We start from the raw sequence: 22,641 nt of genomic DNA, 5'->3' as shown, positions 1-22,641 counted from the left end.
CCCCTGCCGAAGGAGTCGTCCATGGCCACCGAGACCGCCGTACCCGGACCGGCCGGCAATCCGCTGGTCGGATCGCTGTTCGACCTCACTCGCCGTCCGCTGCGCACCTACCTCGCGGCCCGGCGCGACCACGGTGACGTCGTGCGGTTCCAGGCCGGTCCGCCCGGACTGCGGGCCGACTTCTACGCGGTGTTCTCCCCGGAGGGCGTCCAGCAGGTGTTGGGCGGCGAGGCGGCCAACTTCCGCAAGGAGAACGCCTTCTACGACGAGCTGCGGACCAGCGTCGGCAACGGGCTGCTGACCAGCCAGGACGGCGACTACCAGCGCCAACGCCGGCTGGTCCAGCCGCTGTTCACCCGCCGCCGGGTGGACGGCTACGCGGAGGCCATCGCCCGGGAGGTGCAGTCGCTCGCCGAGCGCTGGCGGGCGACGCCGGGCGGGGTGGTGGACGCGGCGGAGGAGACGTCGCGGTTCGCGCTGCGGACGGTCGCACGGATCCTCTTCGGCGCGGACGTGGAGGAGGCGGTGGAGGTGGTGAACGACAGCTTCCCCGCGCTCGGCGAGTACATCAAGGAGCGCGGCTTCTCCCCGGTCCGCATCCCGCGCACCTGGCCGACGCCGGGCAACCGGCGCGGCCTGGCGGCGCAGCGGGCACTGTACGAGGTCTGCGACCGGATCATCGCCGAGCGCGCCGCGCGCGGGGGCGGCGACGAGGACGCGGACGACCTGCTCACCCTGCTCGGGCGGGCGCGCGGGGAGGACGGCGAGCGGCTGGATCCGGCCGAACTCCGGGACCAGGTCCTGGTGTTCCTGCTCGCCGGGCACGAGACCACGGCGACCTCGCTGGCCTTCGCGCTGCACCTGCTGGCCAAGCACCCCGGACACCGCAAGCTCGCCCGGGAGGAGGCGCGCTCCGTCCTGGCCGGGCGGGCGCCGACGGCGGCGGACCTGGAGGCGCTTCCGTACCTCACCCGGGTGCTGAAGGAGGCGATGCGGCTCTATCCGGCGGCGTCGCTGGTCGGCCGGCGAGCGGTCGCCGAGACGGTCATCGACGGGTACGTCATCCCGGCGGGCGCGCAGGTCGTGGTGGCGCCGCTGGTCACCCACCGGCACCCCGAGCACTGGGCGGACCCGGAGCGCTTCGACCCGGACCGCTTCCTGCCGGAGGAGGAGAAGGCCCGGCACCGCTACGCCTGGTTCCCCTTCGGGGGCGGGCCGCGGGCGTGCATCGGGCAGCACTTCTCGATGCTGGAGGCGGTGCTGACCCTGGGGGTGCTGCTGCGGGACTTCGACCTGGAAGCGGTGGACGGTCGGGTGGCGCTCGCCCAGGGGATCACGCTGCGGGCGGCGAGCCCGATGCGGATCCGGGTGACGCCTGACGCGGAGGGCGTGTAACCCGTCTGTGACGGCGGAGGTACCCGGCCTGTGACGCCGGACGCGGCCGGTCTGTGACGCCGTCCGGGCACAGGACCGGGTCATTCGAACACATCGCCCCGCTACCGTGGGCAGCTTTTCAGATCTTCGGGTGGTGGTTTCCGGCCCCTCGATAGCGTCCCACGCACCCCAGGCCGGAAGCGCACATGCGGCTGGCCGATGACCGAGCGGCCGCACGGAGTCCGCCCGGCCCGGGGAGCCCGGGCGCACCGCGTACCGCCCCGGGCCCGACAGGTCGACCGGAGGTCCCATGGGCACCCTCAACCAGTTCGGCCTCGGCCGGCTGGCCGCGGCCCTGCTGATGGTGCCGGTCGTCTCGGTCATCGCCCTGTGGGGGTTCGCCACCGTCACCACCGCCCAGGGCGTCTGGGGCCTGCTGCGCCAACGAGACGCCCAGCGCACCCTGCTCACCCCTGTGGCCGAAACGGTCGCCGGGCTGCAGACGGAGCGCACCGCCGTCGGTCGGCTGCTGGCCGCCCCGCCGACCGCCCCCGCCGCCGCCCGGGAGAGCGCCCTGCGCGAGGCCGTCGCCGCCACCGACCGGGCCCTCACCCCGCTGTTCCCCGACCCCCGGCACCCCGACCGGGGTGACAGCCGCGCCGACGCCCAGGGCCTCGGCGGCGACGCGGCCACCCGCCTGGACGCCCTCGGCACCGCCCTCGCCGCCCTGCCCGGGCTGCGCGACCGTGTCCTCGCCAGGAGCGTCGGCTGGCCCGAGGCCTACGCCGTCTACGGCGAGGCGGTGGACCGGGCCATCGCCGCGGCCGGCGCCGTCACCTCGCTGCAGGACCCCGGCGCGACCACCGACGCCCGGGTACTGCCCGAACTGGCCCGCTCCCGCGAGCTGTTGGCCCGCGAGGACGCCCTGCTGCGCGCCGCCCAGCTCTCCGGGGCGCTCGGCGACGAGCAGTTGCGCGAGTTCTCCGGCGCGGCCTTCGCCCGGCGCGCGTTCGAGCGGGGCGCCGCCGCCGACCTGCGCCCCGCGAACCGGGCGGCGTTGCTCGCTGTCAGCGACGGCCAGGACCATCGCGAGCTGGAGCGGTACGAGGAGGAGGTCCGCACGGCCCCCGACGGACGGGCCGCCGTCGCAGCCGTCCCGTCGGACCGGTGGGCGGTGGTCGCCGAGAAGGTCGCGAACGGCCTGCGCGCCGTCGAGGACCGGGCCGGGCGGCTCGCCGCCGATCGACAGCACCCTTACGCCCTGGGGCTGTTCACCCCGGCCGGGGTGGCCGTGCTGCTCGGCCTGCTCGGTGTGGCGGCCTCGCTGGTGATCTCGGTGCGGATCGGGCGCGGACTGGTCGCCGAGCCGATCGGCCTGCACGACTCGGCACTTGAGCCGACCGGACGACAACTCCCGGACGCCATGCGGAAGGTGCGTGCGGGTGCGGAGGTGGACATCGAGGCCGAGGTGCCACGGCCGGTGGACGGCGCCGACGAGATCGGCCAGGTCCACCGGGCCCCGGGTACCGTCCAGCGGGCGGCCGTCACGGCGGCGGTCGAACGGGCCGAGGTGCTGTCCGGGGTCTCCGGGGTGTTCGTCAACCTCGCGCGCCGCAGCCAGGTGCTGGTGCACCGCCAACTCACCCTGCTGGACGCGATGGAGCGCCGAACCGAGGACCCGTCCGAGCTGGCCGACCTGTTCCGGCTCGACCACCTCACCACCCGGATGCGCCGGCACGCCGAGGGCCTGATCATCCTCTCCGGCGCCGCCCCCGGCCGGGCCTGGCGCAGGCCCGTTCCGCTGCTGGACGTGGTGCGCTCGGCCGTCTCGGAGGTCGAGGAGTACACCCGGGTCGAGGTGCACCCGCTGCCGCGTACCTCCGTCGCCGGGCACGCCGTCGCGGACCTCGCCCACCTGCTGGCCGAACTGGTCGAGAACGCCACCGGCTTCTCCCCGCCGCACACCCGGGTGCACGTCCGGGGCGAACGCGTCGGCAGCGGCTACGTGTTGGAGATCGAGGACCGCGGCCTCGGCATGGGCCCGGAGGCGCTGGCCGCCGCCAACCACCGGATCTCCGACGCCGAGCAGACCGACCTCCTCGACAGCGACCGGCTCGGCCTGTTCGTGGTCAGCAGGCTCGCCCGGCGGCAGGACGTCCGGGTCTCGCTGGTGACCTCCGCGTACGGCGGCACCACCGCCGTGGTCCTGCTGCCAACCTCGCTGCTGGCCGACGGGGTGGCCGGGGAGGAACCGCAACGGTTCGACCCTGTACCGGAGCTGGACGTCGAACCTCCCGAGCCCGTCGGTGTCGTGAACCCGGTGGCCGTGCCGGGCGGCGGGGAGGGCGATGGATCTCCGGCGGCGGGTGGGCCGCCGCCGGATGGCGGGGCGCTGCTGCCGTTCGATGCTCGGGGGAGCGATCCCGGGCCGGCGCGCGGCACCCCGCTTCGGGCCTGCGCTGCCCGAGCGGACGGCCCGGCTGCGGACGGGGGCTCGGGTGCCGCCTCCCGCCCGCAGTTCGGGCCGCCGCAGCCGCGCCACCGCCCGTCCTCGCCCCGACCTGAAGGAGAGCATTCGTGATCGGCACCACCCGCCGTGCGGGGAGGCCGAACTGGCTGGTCGGAGAACGCCTGAGCACCCCACTCCATGCGAGGGACGGCTGGTGAGTCGGGTGACCCGCCCATTCGACAGCCGATCCCCGGCGGAACGCCCACCCTGGGAACGGCACCCGGAAGACCCGCGAGCCCCGTTCGAGGGGCACCCCCGCAACCCGCTCGCCGCCGCCCAGTGGGCGCGCTGGTACGACGACGAGGCCGGCCCGCTGGTCCGTCCGTACACCATGACCCGGGGGCGCACCGGCGTCGGGGAGCGGTACGACCTGATCGCCGTGGCCGTCTGCGACCTGCCCGATCCGGCACTCGACCCGGATGTGTCCGAGCCGCCGGTCGGCCCGGAACAGGCCCGCATCCTCACGCTGTGCCGGGGCAACCCGCTGTCCGTGGCCGAGCTCGCCGCCGACCTCGACCTGCCGGTGGGCGTCGTACGGGTGCTGCTCGGCGACCTGCTGGCGGCCGGGCTCATCCGGGTCAGCCGTCCCGTCCCGCCCGCCCTGCTCCCCGACGAGCGCATCCTCCGGGAGGTCATCCATCTCCGGAGGGCGAGGGACGACAGCTGACAGCGGACAGATAACAGGTAACAGATGACAGCTAACAGATGATGAAATCTGTCTGCTGTCATCTGAACTCCGTCATCTGTTATCCGTCCGCTGTCGCTGTCCGTCGCCATGAGCGGCGAGAGCAGCCGCAGGTGAAGACCCGCCCCCCAGGGTCCGTGACGAATTGTTCACGAATGACTGCGCATGGTGAGGCTGCGAACTATGATGTGACCCATGTCACAACGCTTCCGATCGGGCTGCGGCCGGCCCTGATCGGGCGTTCGGGGTGCCGATTCCCGGGGAGAGCGGCATGGCGGATTGCGGTGGTCGGTGCGCGACCGGCAGTGGGCCGGGAAAGGGCTTCGCCCCGCGCGGGCACGGCGGTCAATCCGCCGAATTCAACCGGGTGTTCACGGAGCTGCTGCCCAGGCTGCAGCAGGCGGCCGCCTCGCTGACCGGAAACCGGCTCGCCGCCGGGGACATCGTCCACGACGCCTACCTGCGGATCGCCCGCCGCCCGGAGCGCTTCCTCGGCCATCCGCAGCCGTACGCCTACGCGTTCACCACGATGGTGAACATCCTGCGCGACCAGTGGCGCCGGGAGCGGCGCAGGATCCCGGTGCCCGAGCTGCCGGAGGCCGCGGCCGGGCTCGGCCGGGACCGGATGGTGCCCGACCCGCGGGCAGGCGGGATGGCCGAGTTGCAGGCGCGCTGGGAGGTGGTCCGGCTGCTGGGCTTCCTGACCGTCAAGCAGGCCCGCGCGGTGGCGCTGGTGGATCTGGACGGCTACAGCGTCGACGAGGCCGCCGAACTGCTCGGGCTGCACCGCAGCACCCTGGCCGTCACCCGGCGCCGCGCCCACGGGCGGCTGCGCGCCGTCCTCGAACACGAGCGTCAGCACGAGCACGAGCACGGGCGTCAGCACGAGCGCGGGCGGGGCCGGGACCGGGGGTGGCACCCGAGCAGTGGCGCCGGCAGGCGGCCCGACGCACCGAACTGATGGCAAGTCAGCTGATGCGCCGCCCCGGCCCTTACTCTGCGAATCGTGATCACGTACGAGGACCGCCGCCTGCGCGCCCTGGCCGAGGACGGCCGCTGGCACGAGCTGCTCGCCGCCTACCGGCAGGGCCGGGCGGCCGCCGTGGCCGAGGCCGGGGAGGAGACCGCGGCGGCCCTGACCGCGCCGCTCGGTCACCTGATCGCCTACGCGGCGCCGCCCGAGCTGGCCGTCCGGCTCTTCGACCGGGACGGCGGCGAGGGGACGGTCGCGGGGGTGGCCGACCATGACGCCGGTCCGCTCTGGGAGGTCCTGGCGACCCGGCACTCCTGGCTGCGACTGGCCCCGCTGCTCGGCCCCGCCCCGGTGCGCCGACTGGTCGCGCACACCCGGGTGCTGCTCGGCGAGGACCTCTCGTACGGTGCCGAGCCCGACCCCGAGGGCGTGCCGCTGCGGCTGGAGCCGTGGGAGGCGGCGGGCTGGGAGGAGGCGGCGCGGGTGCGCGAGTACCTGCCCGGCGGGGGTGCGCGCAGCGCGCTGCTGACCCTGCCGGCCAACCGGGAGGGCCTGGGCGAGGTGGAGCTGCCGGCGCCGGCGGCGCGGACGGACGGGCGGCCCGACGGGGCGCGGGTCGCCCGGGCGCTGGATCATCTGAGCGCGCTCGCGCCCTGGGCGCAGGTGGTCTGCGTCCGCGGCCAGGCCCCGCTGGCGGCTGCCCTGCTGGCGCGGGGCCGACGGGTGGTCGGCGGGTATCTGCCGTTCGCGCTCGCCTACCCGGCGCTGGTGCGCGCCGCCGCCGTTGGCCGTACGCACGGCTGCGCGCACGGGCGTCTGCGGCTGTGGCGGGCACTGGCCGCGATGGCCGGGGCGGACGGATCGGACGGGCTGAACGGGCCGCAGGGCTTGGACCGGGGTGAGGTGAACGCGCTGGTGGAGCGGATGCGCTGCTTCACCTGGCAGGAGCCGGCCGCCGGGCTGCACCATCTGCACCTCGCGCTGGAGGATCCGGCCAGCGGGGTGGCCTGGGCGGTCAGCGGCTCCCAGGAGCTGTGACGGCCCGAGCCGTGGGTTGTCGGAGTTGCGGCGGCCGACGTCGCGCTGGGCCGGGGAGCCGGGGAGCCGGGGAGCCGGGAGGCGGGGAGGCGGGGAGGCGGGGAGTCGGGGAACGGAAGGACCCCCGACCCGGCGCCGCTTCCGGGGATGGTGCGTGGCGCCGGGGCGGGGGAGTCTCGGGGCTTGAACTCGTACCGTCGCTCAGGCGGCGGCCGCGGCTCCCCGGGTCGGGACGGCCTCGGGCGCGGCTTCGGGTGCGGCCTCGGGTGAGCCCTCGCCCGTACCGTCGCCCGTGCCCTCGGGCGTCGGGCCGCCGGCTCCGTGGCCGTCGACCAGGGTCAGTTCGTCGAACGGCACCTCGCCGGCCAGGACCCGGCGGGCGCGCTCGGCGTCGAGTTCGCCGGTCCAGTGCCCGATCAGGACGGTCGCGACGGCGTTGCCCGCGAAGTTGGTGAGCGCCCGGGCCTCGGACATGAAGCGGTCGATGCCGACGATCAGGCCGACGCCGTCCACCAGCGCGGGCTTGTGCGACTGCAGCCCGCCCGCGAGGGTGGCCAGGCCGGCGCCGGTGACCCCGGCCGCGCCCTTGCTCGCGATCACCATGAACACCAGCAGCGAGAACTGCTCGCCGATCGACATCGGCTTGTCCATCGCCTCGGAGATGAAGATCGAGGCCATGGTGAGGTAGATCGCGGTGCCGTCCAGGTTGAAGCTGTAGCCGGTCGGCACGGTGATGCCGACGACGGGTCGGCTGACGCCCAGGTGCTCCATCTTGGCGATCAGGCGGGGCAGCGCGCTCTCGGAGGAGGAGGTGGACAGGATCAGCAGGAACTCGCGGCCGAGGTACTTCAGCAGCGCGAACACGTTGACCCCGGCGACCAGGCGCAGCAGCGTGCCCAGCACCACGACGACGAACAGCGCGCAGGTCAGGTAGAAGCCGATCATGATGACCGCGAGGCTCTTCAGTGCCGCGGTGCCGGTGGCCCCGACCACGGCCGCCATCGCCCCGAAGGCGCCGATCGGCGCGACCCACATGATCATCGCCATGACCCGGAAGACCAGCCGCTGCACGTGCTCGATCCCGCGCAGCACCGGGGCGCCGACCGGGCCCATCGCCTGCAGGGCGAAGCCGGTGAGCAGGGCGACCAGCAGGGTCTGCAGCACCTTGCCCTGGGTGAGGGCGGAGAACATGGTGTCCGGGATCATCCCGAGCAGGAAGTCGGTGGTGGACTGGGCGCCGCCGGCGGCCGCCTGGGCGTGGCCGGACTTGGCGAGCGCGGCGGTCAGGTGCAGGCCGCCGCCGGGCTCCAGCAGGTTGCCGACGACCAGGCCGATGGCCAGCGCGACGGTCGACATGGCGAGGAAGTAGCCGATGGCGAGGCCGCCGACCTTGCCGACCTTCGCCGCCTTGGTCACCGAGCCGATGCCCAGCACGATGGTGCAGAAGATCACCGGGCTGATCATCATCTTGATCAGGTTGACGAACCCGGTGCCGACCGGCTTGAGCTCCACGGCGAAGCCGGGAGCGGCCAGCCCGACCACCACGCCCGCGAGCACCGCGGCGATCACGGCGAGGTAGAGGTAGTGGGTCCGGTCCTTGCGTCTGGGTCCCCCCGCCGTTGCGGCTCCAGCGATCGACATCTGCGGCTCCTTCGCCCTGCAGTCCTGGCGGCCCCGGGTGGTGGGCCGCTCCGAACTATGGGCCCGGGCGTGACGGAGGTCACGTTTGCGTTCATAGAGTTCACGATCGGCGCACCGGGGTCGCCCGGGCGGACCGTGGTGCACACTGGCTGGCATGTCCGAGCGCACCGCCCCCACCCGCTCGCGCCGCCGGTGGCCTCCCCTGCCGCACCGCCTGGTCCGCAGCCTCGCCGGGCAGCTGTTCGTCGTCCAGGTGGTGATCGTCGCCGCGGTCGTCGCGGGCGGCGCGGTGCTCGCCTACCTCTTCACCGCCGGCCGCGCCGAGGACGCCGCCCGGCGCGAGGTCACCGCGGTCGCCCACGCCGTCGCGCAGTCGCCGTCCGTCCGGGCCGCGGTCACCGGACCGGACCCGACCGCGGTGCTCCAGCCGTACGTCGAGCAGGTGCGGACGGACACCGGGGTCTCCTTCATCACCGTCATGGACACCGACGGCGTGCGCTGGACGCACCCGCTGCCCGAGCAGATCGGCAAACGCTACCTCGGGCACATCGACTGGGCGCTCGCCGGGCAGACCCGCAGCGAGACGTACACCGGCACGCTCGGGCCGTCCGTGCGGGTGGTCACGCCGGTGTGGGACGACCGGCACCGGGTGGTCGCGCTGGTCAGCGCGGGCATCACGGTCCAGTCGATCTCCGCGCAGCTGAGCGGGCCGCTGCTGGCCCTGGTCGGGGTGGCGGTGGCCGCGCTCGCGCTCGGAGGTGCCGGTACCTACCTCGCCAACTCCCGTCTGCGGCGGCACACTCACGGCATGGGGCCGGACGAGCTCAGCCACCTCTACGAGTACCACCAGGCCACGCTGCACTCGGTGCGCGAGGGGCTGGTCCTGCTCGACCGCTCGTACCGGGTGGTGCTGTGCAACGACGCCGCCCGCGAACTGCTCGGCCTGGACGGGGAGGTGGACGGTCGGCCGGTGGCGGACCTCGGTCTGCCGGAGGCGCTGGTGGCGGCCGTACTGGGCCGGGAGGCCGTCCGGGACGAGGTGCACCTGACCGACGAGCGGGTCGTGGTGCTCAACACCTCCACCATCGGCACCGGGCTCGGCCGGGTCGTCACCCTCCGGGACCACACCGAACTGCAGGCGCTCAGCGGCGAGTTGGACTCCGTACGCGGCTTCACCGATGCGCTCGGCGCACAGGCGCACGAGGCCGCCAACCGGCTGCACGCGGTCGTCTCGCTGATCGAACTCGGCCGCCACGAACAGGCGGTGGAGCTCGCCACCGCCGAACTCGAACTCGCCCAGCAGCTCACCGACCGGGTGGTCGCGGCGGTCGGCGAGCCGGTGCTGGCCGCACTGCTGCTCGGCAAGGCCGCCCAAGCCGCCGAGCGGGGCGTCGAGTTGAGCCTCACCGAGGACAGTCGGATCGACGACGGGGTGCTGCCGCCCGGGCTCTCCGCGCGGGACCTGATCACCGTGCTCGGCAACCTGATCGACAACGCCGTGGACGCCGCCATCGCCGGGGCCGCCCAGAGCCCCGTCCCGCCGGAGGTCACCGTCACGGCGCGGATCGACGGAGATGGCGGTGCTGCGCGTGGCGGCGCTGCGGGCGGCGGCGGGGACTGTCTGCTGCTGCGGGTCGCCGACACCGGCGCCGGCATCGACCCGGCCGCCGTCGAGGACGTGTTCCGCCGCGGCTGGAGCACCAAGCAGGACGGTCGCGGGCACGGCCTCGGGCTGGCACTGGTCGCCCAGGCCGCCCGGCGCAACGGCGGCACCGTCGAGGTCGGGCGGGAGCGCGGGGCGGTGCTCACGGTCCGGCTGCCACTGGCCGGACGGGAGCCGGGCGGGCGGGGCGGCTCGGGCGACGCGGGCAGCTGCAGCTCGGGCGGGCGAGAGTCGGGGGAGCCGGGCGGGCGCGCGCGGGAAGGGGCCCTGGCGTGACCCCGCGCGAGGGCGCCGGGGCGGCCGGGATCTCCGTCCTGGTCGTCGAGGACGACCCGGTCGCGGCCGCCGCCCACACGCTGTACGTGGAACGCGAACCCGGCTTCCACGCCGCCGGGACGGTCCACAGCTGCGCCGACGCCCTCCGCTTCCTGGACCGCGCCCGCGCCGCCGGGACACCGGTCGACCTCACCCTGCTCGACCTCTACCTCCCGGACGGCCACGGCCTGCAGCTGTGCCGCACGCTGCGCGCCGCCGGCCACAGCACCGACGTCATCGCGGTGACCTCGGCCCGCGACCTCGCGATGGTGCGGCAGGCGGTTTCGGCGGGCGTCGTGCAGTACCTGCTGAAACCGTTCAGCGCCGCCGCCCTGCACGACCGCCTGGAGCGCTACGCCCGCTACCGCGACAGCCTCGGGCGGACCGGCGAGGCGACCGGCCAGGACGAGGTCGACCAGGCGTTCGCCCTGCTCCGCACGCCCGAACGCAGCACTCTGCCCAAGGGACTGAGTGCACACACCCTGGACACCGTCGCCTCGGTGCTCCGGGAGGCCGCGACCGGACTCTCGGCGGCCGCCGCGGGCGCCGCCGCCGGGGTCTCGCGGATCACCGCGCGGCGCTACCTGGAGCACCTGGTGGACACCGGGCGGGCGGTGCGGGAGCCGCAGTACGGGAGTGTCGGGCGGCCGGAGCTCTGCTACCGGTGGAAGGCGACTCCCTGACCGAGGGCTGCGTGTGGCTCCGGGCGGTACGGCCGGCTCGGGGTGGTGGGGGCGTGACCTTTCGGTGCGGCGGTCGTTGGAGGGGCCGGGGGAGGTTCACCCGCTCGGGTGGTTCTACGGGCCCCGCGGGCATCCCGCCAGGTCAAGGGCAGTAAAGTTAGGCTTACCTAACTTCTTCTGGGGGTTTGTCGTGTCGCTCGCTGCCGTACCCGCCCAGGCCGCCTCCGGAGCCCCGGCTCCGGCCCCCGTTGCCGGTGAGGCCATCCTGCGTCGTCAGCGCGTCCGCGAGTCCGCCGCCAGAACGTACGCCCGCTCCTTCCCGATCGTCCCGGTCCGGGCCAACGGCATGACCGTCGAGGGCGCCGACGGCCGGCGCTACCTCGACTGTCTCTCCGGCGCCGGCACCCTCGCCCTCGGCCACAACCACCCGGTGGTGCTGGAGGCCATCCGCCGCACCCTGGACAGCGGCGCCCCGCTGCACCTGCTCGACCTCGCCACCGCCGAGAAGGACGACTTCACCAGCGCACTGTTCGAGAGCCTGCCCGCCGAGTTCGCCGCCCGCGCCCGGGTGCACTTCTGCGGACCGGCCGGCACCGACGCCGTCGAGGCCGCACTCAAGCTGATGCAGACCGCCACCGGCCGTTCCGGCGCACTCGCCTTCACCGGCGGGTACCACGGCATGACAGCCGGAGCCCTCGCGCTCACCGGCAACGTCGCCGTCAAGGAACCGCTGCCCGGCGGCGGAGAGGTCGTCCGGCTGCCCTACCCGTACGGCTACCGCTGCCCGTTCGGCGTCGGCGGCGAGGTCGGCACCGAACTCGCCGCGACCTACGTCGAGCGGCTGCTGGACGACCCGTCGGGCGGCGTGGTGCCGCCCGCCGCGATGGTCCTGGAAGCCGTCCAGGGCGAGGGCGGCGTGGTCCCCGCCCCCGACGGCTGGCTGCGCGAGATGCGCCGGATCACCGCCGAACGCGGCATCCCGCTGATCGTGGACGAGGTGCAGACCGGCGTCGGCCGCACCGGAGCGATGTGGGCGGTCGAGCACAGCGGCATCGTCCCGGACGCGATGGTGCTCTCCAAGGCCATCGGCGGCAGCCTGCCGCTCGCGGTCGTCGTCTACCGCGAGGACTACGACGGCTGGCGGCCCGGCGCCCACACCGGCACCTTCCGCGGCAACACCCTCGCCATGGCCGCAGGGGCCGCCACGCTCCGTCACGTCGCCGCGAACGGGCTCGCCGAACGCGCGGCCGTGGTCGGCGAGCGGATGGCGGCCCGGCTGCGCGAACTCGCCGGCGAGCTGCCGGTGATCGGCGACGTGCGCGGTCGGGGCCTGATGCTCGGCGTCGAACTGGTCGACCCGACGGCCGAACCCGACTCCTGCGGCGCCCGCCCGGCGGATCCCGCCCTCGCCGTACGGGTCCGGGAGGCGTGCCTGGAACGCGGGCTGATCGTCGAACTCGGCGGACGCCACGACGCCGTCCTGCGCCTGCTCCCGCCGCTCACCATCACGGACGAGCAGGCGGCGGCAGTGTTGGAGCGACTGGCGGAGGCGATCGCGGCGGCGGACCGGGCGGCTGTCGGGCCGGCTGCCGGCGCTCCTGCCGGTGCTCCTGCGGTCCTCGGTGCGGCGAGGGGGGAGCGGTGAGCGGGACCGGACCCGGGCCGATCGGGTTGCCCGGGGGCGAGGTCCCCGCGGACGCCCTGGCCGGAGGCGCGGGCGGGCCCGGCGCGCTCGGGCCGCTGCTGGCCACCGTCCTGGACGCCCTCGACGCGGGCACCGCCATGCGCTCCGGACCGCTGCCGGCGGGCAGCCCGGCCGAGATCACCGCCCTGGTCGGTGACGCCCTGGCCACCGCCGACGGGCGCAGCGCACTCGCCCGTCTCACCGAACTCCTCGCCTACGGAGCCGCCGACCCCGCCGACCCGGCCTGCGCCGCACACCTGCACTGCCCGCCGCTCGCCGTCGCCGCCGCGGCCGACCTCGCCGTCAGCGCCCTCAACCCCTCGCAGGACTCCTGGGACCAGGCCCCCGCGGCCACGGCACTGGAAACCGCGCTGCTCGCCGAACTCGCCGAGCTGGTCGGCTACGACCCGCGGCGCTCCGCCGGAGTCCTCACCTCCGGCGGCACCGAGTCCAACCTGATGGGGCTCATGCTGGCGCGCGACCAGAAGCTCGACGGCATCGTGGAGTTGGACGGGATCCCGGCCGGCGTCCGCCCCTGCATCATCGCCTCCGAGGCCGCGCACTTCTCCGTCCAGCGCGCGGCCGCGCTGCTCGGACTCGGCGAACGGGCCGTTGTCTCCGTCCCGGTCGACCGACAACTCCGGATGCGGGAAAGCGACTTGGAGCGGGCGCTGGCCGAAGCCAGCTGGGCCGGCCGGCACCCGATCGCCGTGGTCGCCACCGCCGGCACCACCGACACCGGGGCGATCGACCCGCTGCCCACCGCCGCCGACCTCGCCGGGCGGTACGGCGCCTGGCTGCACGTGGACGCCGCGTACGGCGGCGGAGCCCTGCTCTCCGACCGGCTCGCCCCGCTGCTCGACGGCATCGCCCGCGCCGACTCGGTCTCCCTCGACTGGCACAAACTCGGCTGGCAACCGGCCGCCGCCGGAGTCTTCCTGGTCCGCCGCGCCGAAACGTACGTCTCGCTCGCCCGCCGCGCCGAATACCTGAATCCGGTCGACGACGAGCAGGCCGGCTACCCCAGCCTGCTCGGCCGCTCCCTGCGCACCACCCGCCGCGCCGACGCCTTCAAGCTCGCCGTCACCCTGCGCACCCTCGGGCGCGACGGCCTCGGCCGCCTCGTCGACGCCTGCCACGACCTCGCCCACGCCGCCGCCGACGCCGTCCGCGCCGACCCCTCGCTCGAACTCCACGACGACCCTGTCCTCACCACCGTCCTCTTCCGCTACCGCCCGCCGGGCGTCACGGACGAGGCGGCGCTGGACGAGGTGAACGGCCGGCTGCGGCGGTTGCTGCTGCGGAGCGGCCGGGCGGTGGTGGGGCGGACGGAGCTTCCCGGGGACGGGCCGGGGCGGGTGCGGTTGAAGCTCACGCTGCTCAATCCGCACACGACGGCGGGGGAGGTCGGCGCGCTGTTGCGCGAGGTGGTCGGCGCGGGCCGCAAGGTGGCGGGGGAACGGGCGGGGTAACGGGCGGGCGGGTAGCCGGCGGGCCGGACGCGGGTCAGGGAGGTTCCTCCACCTCCAAATCAGAAGCCTTTTCCCTTGACGCTGTTGGAGAAAGACACACTGGCGTGGGAGGCTGTCCTACGGATATCCGATCGCGCCCCGACAATGTCCGTGGACATAGCTTCGCAAGGGTGTACAGGCCGTTTCCGGCCGCCCGGTGATCACATTTCGCCAACCCCCGGTCAGGGCTTGCGGAGATCCCGAAGAGCGGCGGTAACTTCATGTGGCCGCAGCCCCACCATGTGCACACGGCACCCGCGGTGGGCGGCCTGACCAGGCACGCGTTGCCCAGGCGTGGAGATCACTCCCTTGCATCCGGGTGAACTCCGCCTGCTTGCCGTGCATTTCTGTGAATCCCGGTAAATCCACGTGAACACGTCCTGCGACCATGTTGCGAAGCGGACGCAAGGCATGCGCCAAACTGTCCCGGACGACGGGCCGATAACCACCCCGATGGGCCTGTACGAGGCCCTCCCGTACTCCCGCCGATGCCGGGAGATCTGGCAGCGGGGCGAGCACCTGCTCATCGGCGTCAGTCCGGGGAACAGCTATTTCAGTCACCGTCGGATAGCCGAACTCGTCGGGTGGGGGCTGGAGTTCTTCGAGCGCATCGACATCGTGTACGCGGACCTCCTGATCGCGACCCAGTTCGAGGCCTTCGGCTACGCCCCCGAGCACGCGCAGCGGCGGGCCGCCAAGGAGGTCAGGGCCACCGCCCGCCGGATCGAGCGGGGCGTGGCGGAGTACGGACACCGGAACTCCGTACGGGTGCACGCCCTGTCCGAGTTCACCGCCACCGACGCCTACCGGCGGCTGCACCGCCAGGCCGTCGACGGCCTGCGGGTCGACCCGGTGTACCGGACCGCCGCGGAGAGCATGGCGCGCGGATTCCTGGCGGCCCGGCTGGGCGAAGGGCTGGCGCCGACGGAGCTCCAACTCGCCGCCGGACTGCGCTACATCACGGCCGAGCTGCCGTTCTTCCTGGACACGCCAGCGCTGCTCGGCGTGCCGTCCTCGGTCAGCTGCTACCACCTGCAACTTCCCCTCACCCCGGTCCTGTTCGGGCGGGACGAGGGGGTGCGGGCGGCGGCCCGCCAGGCCTATGCGGTGGTCCGGCCGGCCGAGGTGTCCTCGGTCCCGGCCGCGGCCGCCGTCGTGGCCGGGGCCGCCCGGACCGCATAGCCGACTCCTGTGCCCACCCGGCTCTCCGCTCCCCTTTCCCCTCGCCCTTCCCTCGCCCTTCCACTCACCGGTTCACCGCAGCTTCGATCAAGGAGCCAGGCATGACGGACTACATGACGGACAAGCTCACGACCGACTTGACCTTCCCGTTCTCCAGGCGGGGCGACGTGCTCCCCGAGGAGGCCGACCGACTGCGCGAGCAGCAACCGATCGCACCGGTCCGCACCATGACCGGCGACCCCGCCTGGCTGGTGAGCAGCTACGAGCTCGCCAAACAGGTACTGGAGGACGAGCGGTTCAGCCTCAAGGACACCGCCAACCCCGGCGTCCCGCGCCAGTACGCGCTGACCATCCCGCCGGAGGTGGTCAACAACATGGGCAACATCAACAGCGCCGGGCTGCGCAACGCCGTGATGAAGACGCTCTCACCGCGCGCCGACAAGGAGCTCGACGGCTGGCTGCAGGCCGAAGCCCACCGCCTGATCGACGCGTTGGAAGCGCAGGGCGCGCCCGGCGAACTGCGCGGCGGCTTCACCGAGCCGTACTCGGCCGCGTTGCACTGCCGACTGCTCGGCATCCCGTCCGACGACTGGCGGCGGCTGATGTCCGGCATCGACGTGGCCTTCCTGACCAGCCCGGTGCCCTTCGAGGGGGCGACGCCCAACTGGTACAAGGACCTCGGCTACATGCTCGGGAAGCTCAACGCCGATCCGGAGCCGGCGGACGGGCTGTTCGGGCGGTTCGCGGAACTGCGCCGATCGCCCGACGTCTCGGACCGGGTGAGCGACGAACTGCTCGCCACCGTCGCCCTGTCGTTGTTCGGCGCTGGCGCGGTGTCCACCTCGGCGTTCCTGCTGTGCGCCGTCATCTACCTGTGCGAGCAGCCGGAACTCGCCGAGCGCTTGCGGCAGGAGCCCAAGCTGGTCGGCCGTGCGGTGGACGAGGTGCTGCGGGTCAACCTGTCGATCGGCGACGCGCTGCCGCGGCTGGCGCTCGCGGACGTCCGGGTCGGTGATGTCCTGGTCAAGAAGGGCGAGTTGGTGCTCGTCCTGGTCGAGGGTGCCAACTACGACCCGGCGGTCTTCCCGGACCCGAAGCGGATCGACTTCGACCGGCCGGAGAACCCGCATCTCGCCTTCGGCGCCGGCCGCCACTTCTGCCCGGCCTCGGCGCTCGGCCGTACGCATGCCGAGATCGCCGTCACCGCGCTGGTCGAACGGCTCCCGGAGCTGCGGCTCGCCGTGCCCGTCGAGCAGTTGGCCTGGCGGCCGGGGTTCATCAAGCGCCTGCCGGAGCGGCTGCCGGTGGTGTGGTGACGCGAGGCCTGCGGTGGCCGCCCGGGGTCAGGTGCCGAGGAGGATGTCGCGGGTGAGTTCCCAGGTGTGCGGGTCGGCGGCGACCAGGAGGCCGTCCTCGCAGCCGGGGGCCTCGGGGCGGTAGGGGGCGCCGTCCATGCGGGCGGCGACACCGCCGGCCTCGGTGAGCAGCAGGGAGCCGGGGGCGTGGTCCCAGGGGAGGGTGCGCCAGTAGAAGATGAAGTCGAACCGGCCCTCGGTCACATCGGGGTACTCGATCCCGGCGGCGCTGCGGCCGGGGGAGATCTCGCCGAAGGCCGAGCAGTTGGCTTCCAGGAGTCGGCGCTGGTCCGGGTCGAGGAAACGGCTCTTCAGGACACCGGTCAGCTTGGCGGGGTCGGCCGGTGCCGGCGGGCGGGTCAGGCGCTCGCCGTCGCGCCAGGCGCCGGCGCCCAGTTCGGCGCGGTAGGCGGTGCCGGTGGCGGGCTGCCGGATCCAGGAGGCGACGGTTCGGCCGGAGCGGACAAGGGAGCACATCACGGCGTAGTCGGGGCGGCCGGCGACGAAGTTGGAGGTGCCGTCCACCGGGTCGACCAGCCAGACGGCGGGCTCGTCGTGCAGGGCCTGGGCGAGCGACGGGTCGGCGGCTACCGCCTCCTCGCCGACCACGGGGACGGGGAGCAGCTCGCGCAGGCGGCGTGCGATGATCGCCTCGGCCTCGCGGTCGGCGATCGTCACGACCTCGCCGGGTGCCTTCTCCATCACCTCGCCGGCGGCCAGCGCACGGAAGCGCGGCTCCACCGCCTCGGCCGACGCCTCGGCGAGTATCTCCGCCACCTTGTCCATCAGCACGTTCGCGCTCCCTTCGCTGCCTCCACTGTCGCACGAGTGTGCGGGGGCGGCTGCGGCGGACGGGGGCGGCGAACAGCTGACAGCTGACAGATGTCAGCCGACAGATAACAGATGTTGAAAGCTGTCAGCTGTCAGCTGTCAGCTGTTGTCCGTTGGCTGTCGGCTGTTCGCCGTCACGCGCCCAAGTAGTGGAACGCCGGGCGTGGGTGCGTCCGGGAACCCGAATGGAGCAGGCCGGGCCCGGTGGCTCCTGGGCGGCGGCGCCGCTCGGGTGCGGAAACCGCGAACCCCGGCAGAATCGGTGGGTGGGGGAGGCCCCGGCTGCGCCGCAGGCGCCCACGTGAGAGGACCGTGCCATGCCCGACTTCCGCCCGAAGGACGACCACCTGATCGTCAAGCCGATCGGCGGGGCGGCCCCGCAGGACCCGGACCGGTGGAAGGGCGAGGTGGTGGCGGTGGGGCCCGGCCGGACCCTGGGGAGCGGCAAGCCGCACCCGGTGGACGTCAAGGTCGGCGAGCGGATCCTCTTCAACCTGCGCGCCGGGTCGCCGTTCGAGGCGGACGGGGAGCAGTACGTCGAGCTCCCCGAGGACGAGGTCCTCGCACTCTCCGCGGAGTAGCGAAGGCCCCGAAGTCCCCGAAGTCCCCGAAGGCCCCAGGCATCGACACCCCTTGGAGACTCCCGCCATGACCGAACAGCCCACGACCGAACAGGCCACGACCGAACAGGCACAGGCCCGGATCGGGGTCACCGGCCTGGCCGTGATGGGCCGCAACCTGGCCAGGAACTTCGCCCGCCACGGGCACCGCGTGGCCGTGCACAACCGCACGTGGGCGCGGACCGCGGCGCTGTTGGAGGAGTTCGGACACGAGGGTGACTTCGTGGCCGCCGAGACCACGGAGGCGTTCGTCGCGGCCCTGCAGCGTCCCCGGCTGATCGTGATCATGGTCAAGGCCGGAGCGCCGACCGACGCGGTCATCGACGAGCTGGTGCCGCTGCTCGACGCGGGCGATGTGGTGGTGGACGGAGGAAACGCGCACTTCCCCGACACCAGGAGGCGCGAGGCCGCCCTGCGGGAACGCGGGCTGCACTTCGTGGGCAGCGGGATCTCCGGCGGTGAGCAGGGCGCACTGGAGGGCCCGAGCATCATGCCCGGCGGCACGCCGGAGGCCTACCGCCTCCTGGGGCCGCTGCTGGAGGACATCGCGGCCAAGGTCGACGGCCGGCCCTGCTGCACCCACGTGGGCCCGGATGGCGCCGGCCACTTCGTCAAGATGGTCCACAACGGGATCGAGTACGCCGACATGCAGCTCATCGCCGAGGCGTACGACCTGCTGCGGCACGGCGGCGGGCTGCAGCCCGCCGCGATCGCCGAGGTCTTCCGGGAGTGGAACGGCGGACGACTGGAGTCCTACCTCATCGAGATCACCGCCGAGATCCTCGCCCACACCGACGCGGCGACCGGCAAGCCCTTCGTCGACATCGTGCTGGACCAGGCCGAGCAGAAGGGCACCGGCCGCTGGACGGTCCAGAGCGCGCTGGACCTCGGCGTGCCCGTGAGCGGGATCGCCGAGGCGGTCTTCGCCCGCGCCCTGTCCGGCAGCGTGCCGCTGCGGCGGGCCGGCCGGGACCTGCCCGGCCCCACCGAGACCTGGTTGGACAGCGCGGCGGCGGACCGGTTCGCGGCGGACGTCGAACAGGCCCTGTACGCCTCCAAGATGGTGGCCTACGCGCAGGGCTTCAACCAGATCCAGGCCGGCAGCGCGGAGTACTCCTGGGACATCGACCCCGGTGCGATGGCCACGATCTGGCGCGGTGGCTGCATCATCAGGGCCCGCTTCCTGGACCGGATCAGGGCAGCGTACGAGGCGGACCGGGAGCGCCCCACGCTGCTGACCGACGCGCACTTCCAGGAGGCGCTCGGCTCCGCGCAGTCGGCCTGGCGGCGGGTCGTCTCGGCTGCGGTCCAACTGGGGGTGCCCGCCCCCGGCTTCGCCACCGCGCTCGCCTACTACGACGGCCTGCGGGCGGGGCGCCTGCCGGCCGCGCTGGTCCAGGGCCAGCGGGACTTCTTCGGCGCACACACGTACCACCGCGTCGACCGGGACGGGACCTTCCACACCCGCTGGGAGGTCGCGGACCGTCCGGAGGAGCAGCGCTGAGAAACCCGGCTGCCTCGTCCGCGGCCCAGGCCCGTCCGCGGTCCAGCCTCGTCCGCGCTCCCGTCCCGTCCGCGCTCCCGTCCCGTCCGCGCTCCCGGCCGGGACGTGGCCCGGTTCCTTCGACGGACCCGCTCCCGTTGCCGCCCGACCGGCTGCCGAGGAGACTGAACACCGTGACCGACGTGCGCGAGAAACTCGACTACCAGACCTTCGGCCGGGCGGTGCGCGAACTCGCGCAGACGATCGCCGACAGCGGGTACGAACCCGACATCATCCTGAGCATTGCCCGCGGCGGCGTGTTCGTGGCGGGCGGCCTGGCGTACGCGCTGGACTGCAAGAACGTCCACCTGGTGAACGTCGAGTTCTACACGGGCGTGGGCACCACCCTGGAAATGCCCGTCATGCTGGCGCCCGTCCCCCAGGCCGTCGACTTCACCAGCAAGAAGGTCCTGATCGCCGACGACGTCGCCGACACGGGCAAGACCCTGAAGCTGGTGCATGACTTCTGCCTCGACCACGTCGCCGAGGTGCGGTCCGCCGTCATCTACGAGAAGTCGCACTCCCTCGTCCGGTGCGAGTACGTGTGGAAGAGGACGGACGACTGGATCGAGTTCCCGTGGTCGACGGACGGACCGGTCGTCAGGCGCGCCGGCCAGGTGCTCGACGCCTGATCGCACCCGGGCCTGGGGTCTGATGGCCCGTCAAGTGATCTTCGCCACTGACCCGCCGGTGCGGCTGGGCGAGAATGCCGCGCATGACGTTATGGCCCCTTGATGCCCTGGCCGGACTGGTGACGCTGGCCCTGGAGGGCGGGGCGGTCTTCCTGTACGGCCTCGTGTCCGGCCTGAAGCACTGGGCGGGCTGGAGGACGGAGGACGCGGACCGGTTGGCCAAAGCCTTGATGGTCGCAGTCCCCGCCGGGCTCGGTGCGGGGTTCCGATGGGCCGGCCTGCCGGTCTCCGCCTGGATCCAGTTCGCCGCGGCCGGCGCCGTCGTCCTCGTGCTCCTGGCGGACCTGCTGGCCGGCCCCCTGGCCGCGGCGTGGCGCCGCCGTCGCCCGTCCCGACCCCGGGCCCGGACGGGCCGCGGAGCCGACAGGCCACCGACGCCCCCACCGGGGGCGGTCGCCGCCGACTCCGTGACGTGGTTCTCCCAGGGGCGGACCCATGTCCGCAGCCGGGCTCCGATCCAGTGGGCGTCGGCGCTGCGCGAGGCGGCGGAGGGGGCACCGTTCGCGGAGCTGATCGTCGAGGTCGGCACCGAGTTCCACCCCGTGCTGGCGGAAGCCGTGGTCGACAGCGGTTTCGGTCCCTCCTCGGAGTGGCCGCCGGACACGAGCGCGGCCGTCGAGGTCGCCGACGGTCTCGTCCGGTCTCTGCGGTTCTCCGACGGCCGCGGGGGCTGGGAACCGCACTGGCGGGCGGAGGTGACGCCCGACTGGCTGGCCGCGGCCGAGGCTCGCAGCGCCGTCGTGGTCGTCCTCGTGCCGCCGGGCACCTGGCCGCCCGGCCTGGCGCAGCTGGAGCCCGGGGTGCGCCGCGAGGAATTCGCCAGGGGGCTCGCCGAGGCGAGGTCCGGGGGCAGGGTGCTGCACGGGATGGCGTCGCTGTCGGTCGGCCGGTTCGTTCCGCCCGGTTCCGCCCCTCCCGTTACCCGGTGAAGATGCCGAGCGCGTTGGGGACCGGTCGTTCCCGGCCGTGGTCGAGGTGGTTGCGCACGGTGAGACCACCTGTGGCGGAATCGCGGGCGACGAGTGTGGCGGAGGCGCCGCCGTCCAGGTAGACCCCGTCCGGGCAGCCGAGATCGGCCACCGCGCGGGCGAGTTCGGTCAGGGTCAGGCCGGTGGAGCTGCCCTCGCGTCCGTCCGTGGACAACAGCGTCAGCACCCGGCCGCCGGCCGCGAGACCGACCGCGCTGCGCGGCTCGGCGACTGTCCCGTCCAATCCGGGGAGCGCGTGCCCGCCCCGCAGGAGGGAGTGGGCACCGAGCGCGAAGACGAAGGGCACCGGCTCGCCCGACACGAGGCCGTAGTCCACCGCGACCGGCGCACCCGGAGGCAGTGCCGCCAAGGCGCGGGCGCCGGCCTCACGGCCGAGCAGCACGGTGCTTCCTGTGGGAATCGGACCGGTGCCCGGGGTCGCGGCGACCGCCACCACCCGGCCCTGGCGCACCGTCACCTCCCGGGTATCCGAGGTGCACGGCGCCTGCCGGGACTCGTCGGTCCCGCAGGCGGCGCGGGCCCGGGAGACCTCTCCCCAGTCGGAGGTGAACACGCCGATCGAACCGACCGGGAGCGCGTACTGGTTCAGCCCGCCCAGCGTCCGGACGCCGTCCACGGTCCGCAGGTGGCCCCGCAGCGACAGGCGCCCGATGCGCGCCACCCCGTCCACGCCGACCCCGAGCACGTCCTCGACCGTGCCGCCAGGCGGCGGCCGCCAGCCGAACCGCTGCGCCTCCGGGACCGCGGCCTTCAACGCCCGGCCGCGGTACACGGCGGGCCCGGAGGTCGCCCCGGTGGCCTCGACGCCCGGGTGCTGATCTTCGCTGATGTCGAAGAAGTCCCCGTTCACCGCGGCCACCGCCCCGCGTGCGCCGGCCAGCTGGGTCAGCGGCGTCCGGGCGGCCACCGCGCCGGGGAAGAGCAGGTCCGCCCGCACGCCCGGCCTGCGCAGGTCGGCGCGGACGGCGTACACCCGCGCGCTGCCGTGCGCGGTGCGCACCGTCAGCTCCCGGTACGCCACCCCGGGCGCGAGCACCTCCCAGCCCCCGGCCGCCTCGGCAGCATCGAGCCTGGCAGTCCGGGCAGCCTCGGCCCCGGCGGGCGGGACGACCGGACCGGCCGGGGCCACGGCCAACACCAGGGCAGCCACACAGCGCAGGGAACTTCGCACGCCCGCCATGCTGACGGTCGACAGGGCGGTCCGGCCGTACCGGCGTCGGCGCGTCGCGCGTCGGCCCATCTCGTTCTCGGTCCGGCCGTGCGGTCCTCGGTTCGGCCCGGTTCGGCCAGGTTCGGCCCGGACCCGACCCCGGCCCCACCGACGGTCCGGTCGTCCGCCCGGCACCGTTGTCC

General features: G+C 74.0%; 18 protein-coding genes. 15 read left to right on the top strand and 3 right to left on the bottom strand.

Features of this window, described 5'->3' with window-relative positions:
* Positions 1 to 21: 21 nt before the first annotated feature.
* The 5 genes from CRP52_RS05565 to CRP52_RS05545 all read left to right on the top strand — a co-directional run bounded on the left by CRP52_RS05565 (position 22) and on the right by CRP52_RS05545 (position 6,579).
* Complete coding sequence (locus tag CRP52_RS05565; RefSeq protein ID WP_097235370.1) at positions 22 to 1,395, top strand: cytochrome P450; 1,374 nt, start codon at positions 22 to 24, stop codon at positions 1,393 to 1,395.
* 289 nt (positions 1,396 to 1,684) lie between these two features.
* Complete coding sequence (locus CRP52_RS39205; RefSeq protein ID WP_097235369.1) at positions 1,685 to 3,955, top strand: sensor histidine kinase; 2,271 nt, start codon at positions 1,685 to 1,687, stop codon at positions 3,953 to 3,955.
* Between the two features lie 91 nt (positions 3,956 to 4,046).
* Complete coding sequence (locus CRP52_RS39200; protein ID WP_373560457.1) at positions 4,047 to 4,550, top strand: DUF742 domain-containing protein; 504 nt, start codon at positions 4,047 to 4,049, stop codon at positions 4,548 to 4,550.
* Between the two features lie 385 nt (positions 4,551 to 4,935).
* Positions 4,936 to 5,529: an RNA polymerase sigma factor gene (locus CRP52_RS05550; RefSeq protein WP_257032306.1), complete on the top strand. Its 594-nt coding sequence runs from the start codon at positions 4,936 to 4,938 to the stop codon at positions 5,527 to 5,529.
* Between the two features lie 45 nt (positions 5,530 to 5,574).
* Entirely contained in the window at positions 5,575 to 6,579 is a 1,005-nt protein-coding gene (locus CRP52_RS05545) for a hypothetical protein (RefSeq protein WP_097235366.1), read from the top strand.
* 201 nt (positions 6,580 to 6,780) lie between these two features.
* On the opposite strand, the gene CRP52_RS05540 is transcribed toward CRP52_RS05545, so the two are convergent.
* A complete protein-coding gene (locus tag CRP52_RS05540) occupies positions 6,781 to 8,220 on the bottom strand; it encodes a cation:dicarboxylate symporter family transporter (RefSeq protein ID WP_097235365.1) in 1,440 nt (479 codons plus the stop codon).
* Between the two features lie 154 nt (positions 8,221 to 8,374).
* Here CRP52_RS05540 and CRP52_RS05535 point away from each other — a divergent pair, with 154 nt between their 5' ends.
* The 6 genes from CRP52_RS05535 (at position 8,375) to CRP52_RS05510 (ending at position 16,574) form a co-directional block, all read left to right on the top strand.
* Entirely contained in the window at positions 8,375 to 10,159 is a 1,785-nt protein-coding gene (locus tag CRP52_RS05535; RefSeq protein ID WP_097235364.1) for a sensor histidine kinase, read from the top strand.
* Positions 10,156 to 10,881, top strand: a complete 726-nt coding sequence (locus CRP52_RS05530; RefSeq protein WP_097235363.1) for a response regulator — start codon at positions 10,156 to 10,158, stop codon at positions 10,879 to 10,881. The genes CRP52_RS05535 and CRP52_RS05530 overlap by 4 nt, the downstream gene beginning before the upstream one ends.
* 190 nt (positions 10,882 to 11,071) lie before the next feature.
* Positions 11,072 to 12,526: a diaminobutyrate--2-oxoglutarate transaminase gene (locus tag CRP52_RS05525; RefSeq protein ID WP_097235362.1), complete on the top strand. Its 1,455-nt coding sequence runs from the start codon at positions 11,072 to 11,074 to the stop codon at positions 12,524 to 12,526.
* Positions 12,523 to 14,037, top strand: a complete 1,515-nt coding sequence (locus tag CRP52_RS05520; RefSeq protein WP_257032305.1) for a pyridoxal phosphate-dependent decarboxylase family protein — start codon at positions 12,523 to 12,525, stop codon at positions 14,035 to 14,037. Before CRP52_RS05525 ends, CRP52_RS05520 begins: the two co-directional genes overlap by 4 nt.
* Positions 14,038 to 14,487: 450 nt before the next feature.
* Positions 14,488 to 15,258, top strand: a complete 771-nt coding sequence (locus tag CRP52_RS05515; RefSeq protein ID WP_257032304.1) for a tRNA-dependent cyclodipeptide synthase — start codon at positions 14,488 to 14,490, stop codon at positions 15,256 to 15,258.
* Positions 15,259 to 15,359: 101 nt separating this feature from the next.
* Positions 15,360 to 16,574 (top strand): cytochrome P450, encoded by a 1,215-nt coding sequence (locus CRP52_RS05510; protein ID WP_257032303.1) that lies wholly within the window; start codon positions 15,360 to 15,362, stop codon positions 16,572 to 16,574.
* A gap of 27 nt (positions 16,575 to 16,601) precedes the next feature.
* On the opposite strand, the gene CRP52_RS05505 is transcribed toward CRP52_RS05510, so the two are convergent.
* Entirely contained in the window at positions 16,602 to 17,399 is a 798-nt protein-coding gene (locus tag CRP52_RS05505) for an inositol monophosphatase family protein (RefSeq protein ID WP_097239853.1), read from the bottom strand.
* Between the two features lie 362 nt (positions 17,400 to 17,761).
* On the opposite strand from CRP52_RS05505, the gene CRP52_RS05500 reads away from it, so the two are divergent.
* The 4 genes from CRP52_RS05500 to CRP52_RS05485 all read left to right on the top strand — a co-directional run bounded on the left by CRP52_RS05500 (position 17,762) and on the right by CRP52_RS05485 (position 21,228).
* A complete protein-coding gene (locus CRP52_RS05500; protein WP_097235360.1) occupies positions 17,762 to 18,025 on the top strand; it encodes a co-chaperone GroES in 264 nt (87 codons plus the stop codon).
* A 67-nt stretch (positions 18,026 to 18,092) separates the two neighbouring features.
* The gene (gndA, locus tag CRP52_RS05495) at positions 18,093 to 19,568 is read left to right on the top strand and encodes an NADP-dependent phosphogluconate dehydrogenase (RefSeq protein WP_097235359.1); all 1,476 of its coding nucleotides are present in this window, start codon (positions 18,093 to 18,095) and stop codon (positions 19,566 to 19,568) included.
* Between the two features lie 173 nt (positions 19,569 to 19,741).
* Positions 19,742 to 20,239: a phosphoribosyltransferase gene (locus CRP52_RS05490; protein ID WP_097235358.1), complete on the top strand. Its 498-nt coding sequence runs from the start codon at positions 19,742 to 19,744 to the stop codon at positions 20,237 to 20,239.
* Between the two features lie 83 nt (positions 20,240 to 20,322).
* Positions 20,323 to 21,228 carry a hypothetical protein gene (locus CRP52_RS05485; protein ID WP_097235357.1) on the top strand — a complete coding sequence of 302 codons (906 nt, stop codon included), beginning with the start codon at positions 20,323 to 20,325 and terminating at the stop codon, positions 21,226 to 21,228.
* Here the strand turns inward: CRP52_RS05485 and CRP52_RS05480 are convergent.
* Positions 21,218 to 22,468, bottom strand: a complete 1,251-nt coding sequence (locus CRP52_RS05480; RefSeq protein WP_097239852.1) for a phosphodiester glycosidase family protein — start codon at positions 22,466 to 22,468, stop codon at positions 21,218 to 21,220. The two genes, CRP52_RS05485 and CRP52_RS05480, sit on opposite strands and share 11 nt — an antisense overlap.
* Positions 22,469 to 22,641 lie beyond the last annotated feature (173 nt).

Origin of the sequence: Streptomyces sp. 1331.2 (assembly GCF_900199205.1) — a bacterium.
Lineage (GTDB): Bacteria > Actinomycetota > Actinomycetes > Streptomycetales > Streptomycetaceae > Kitasatospora.
The sequence above is the reverse complement of the archived record's forward strand: the minus strand, read 5'-3'. Positions and strand labels throughout refer to the sequence as shown.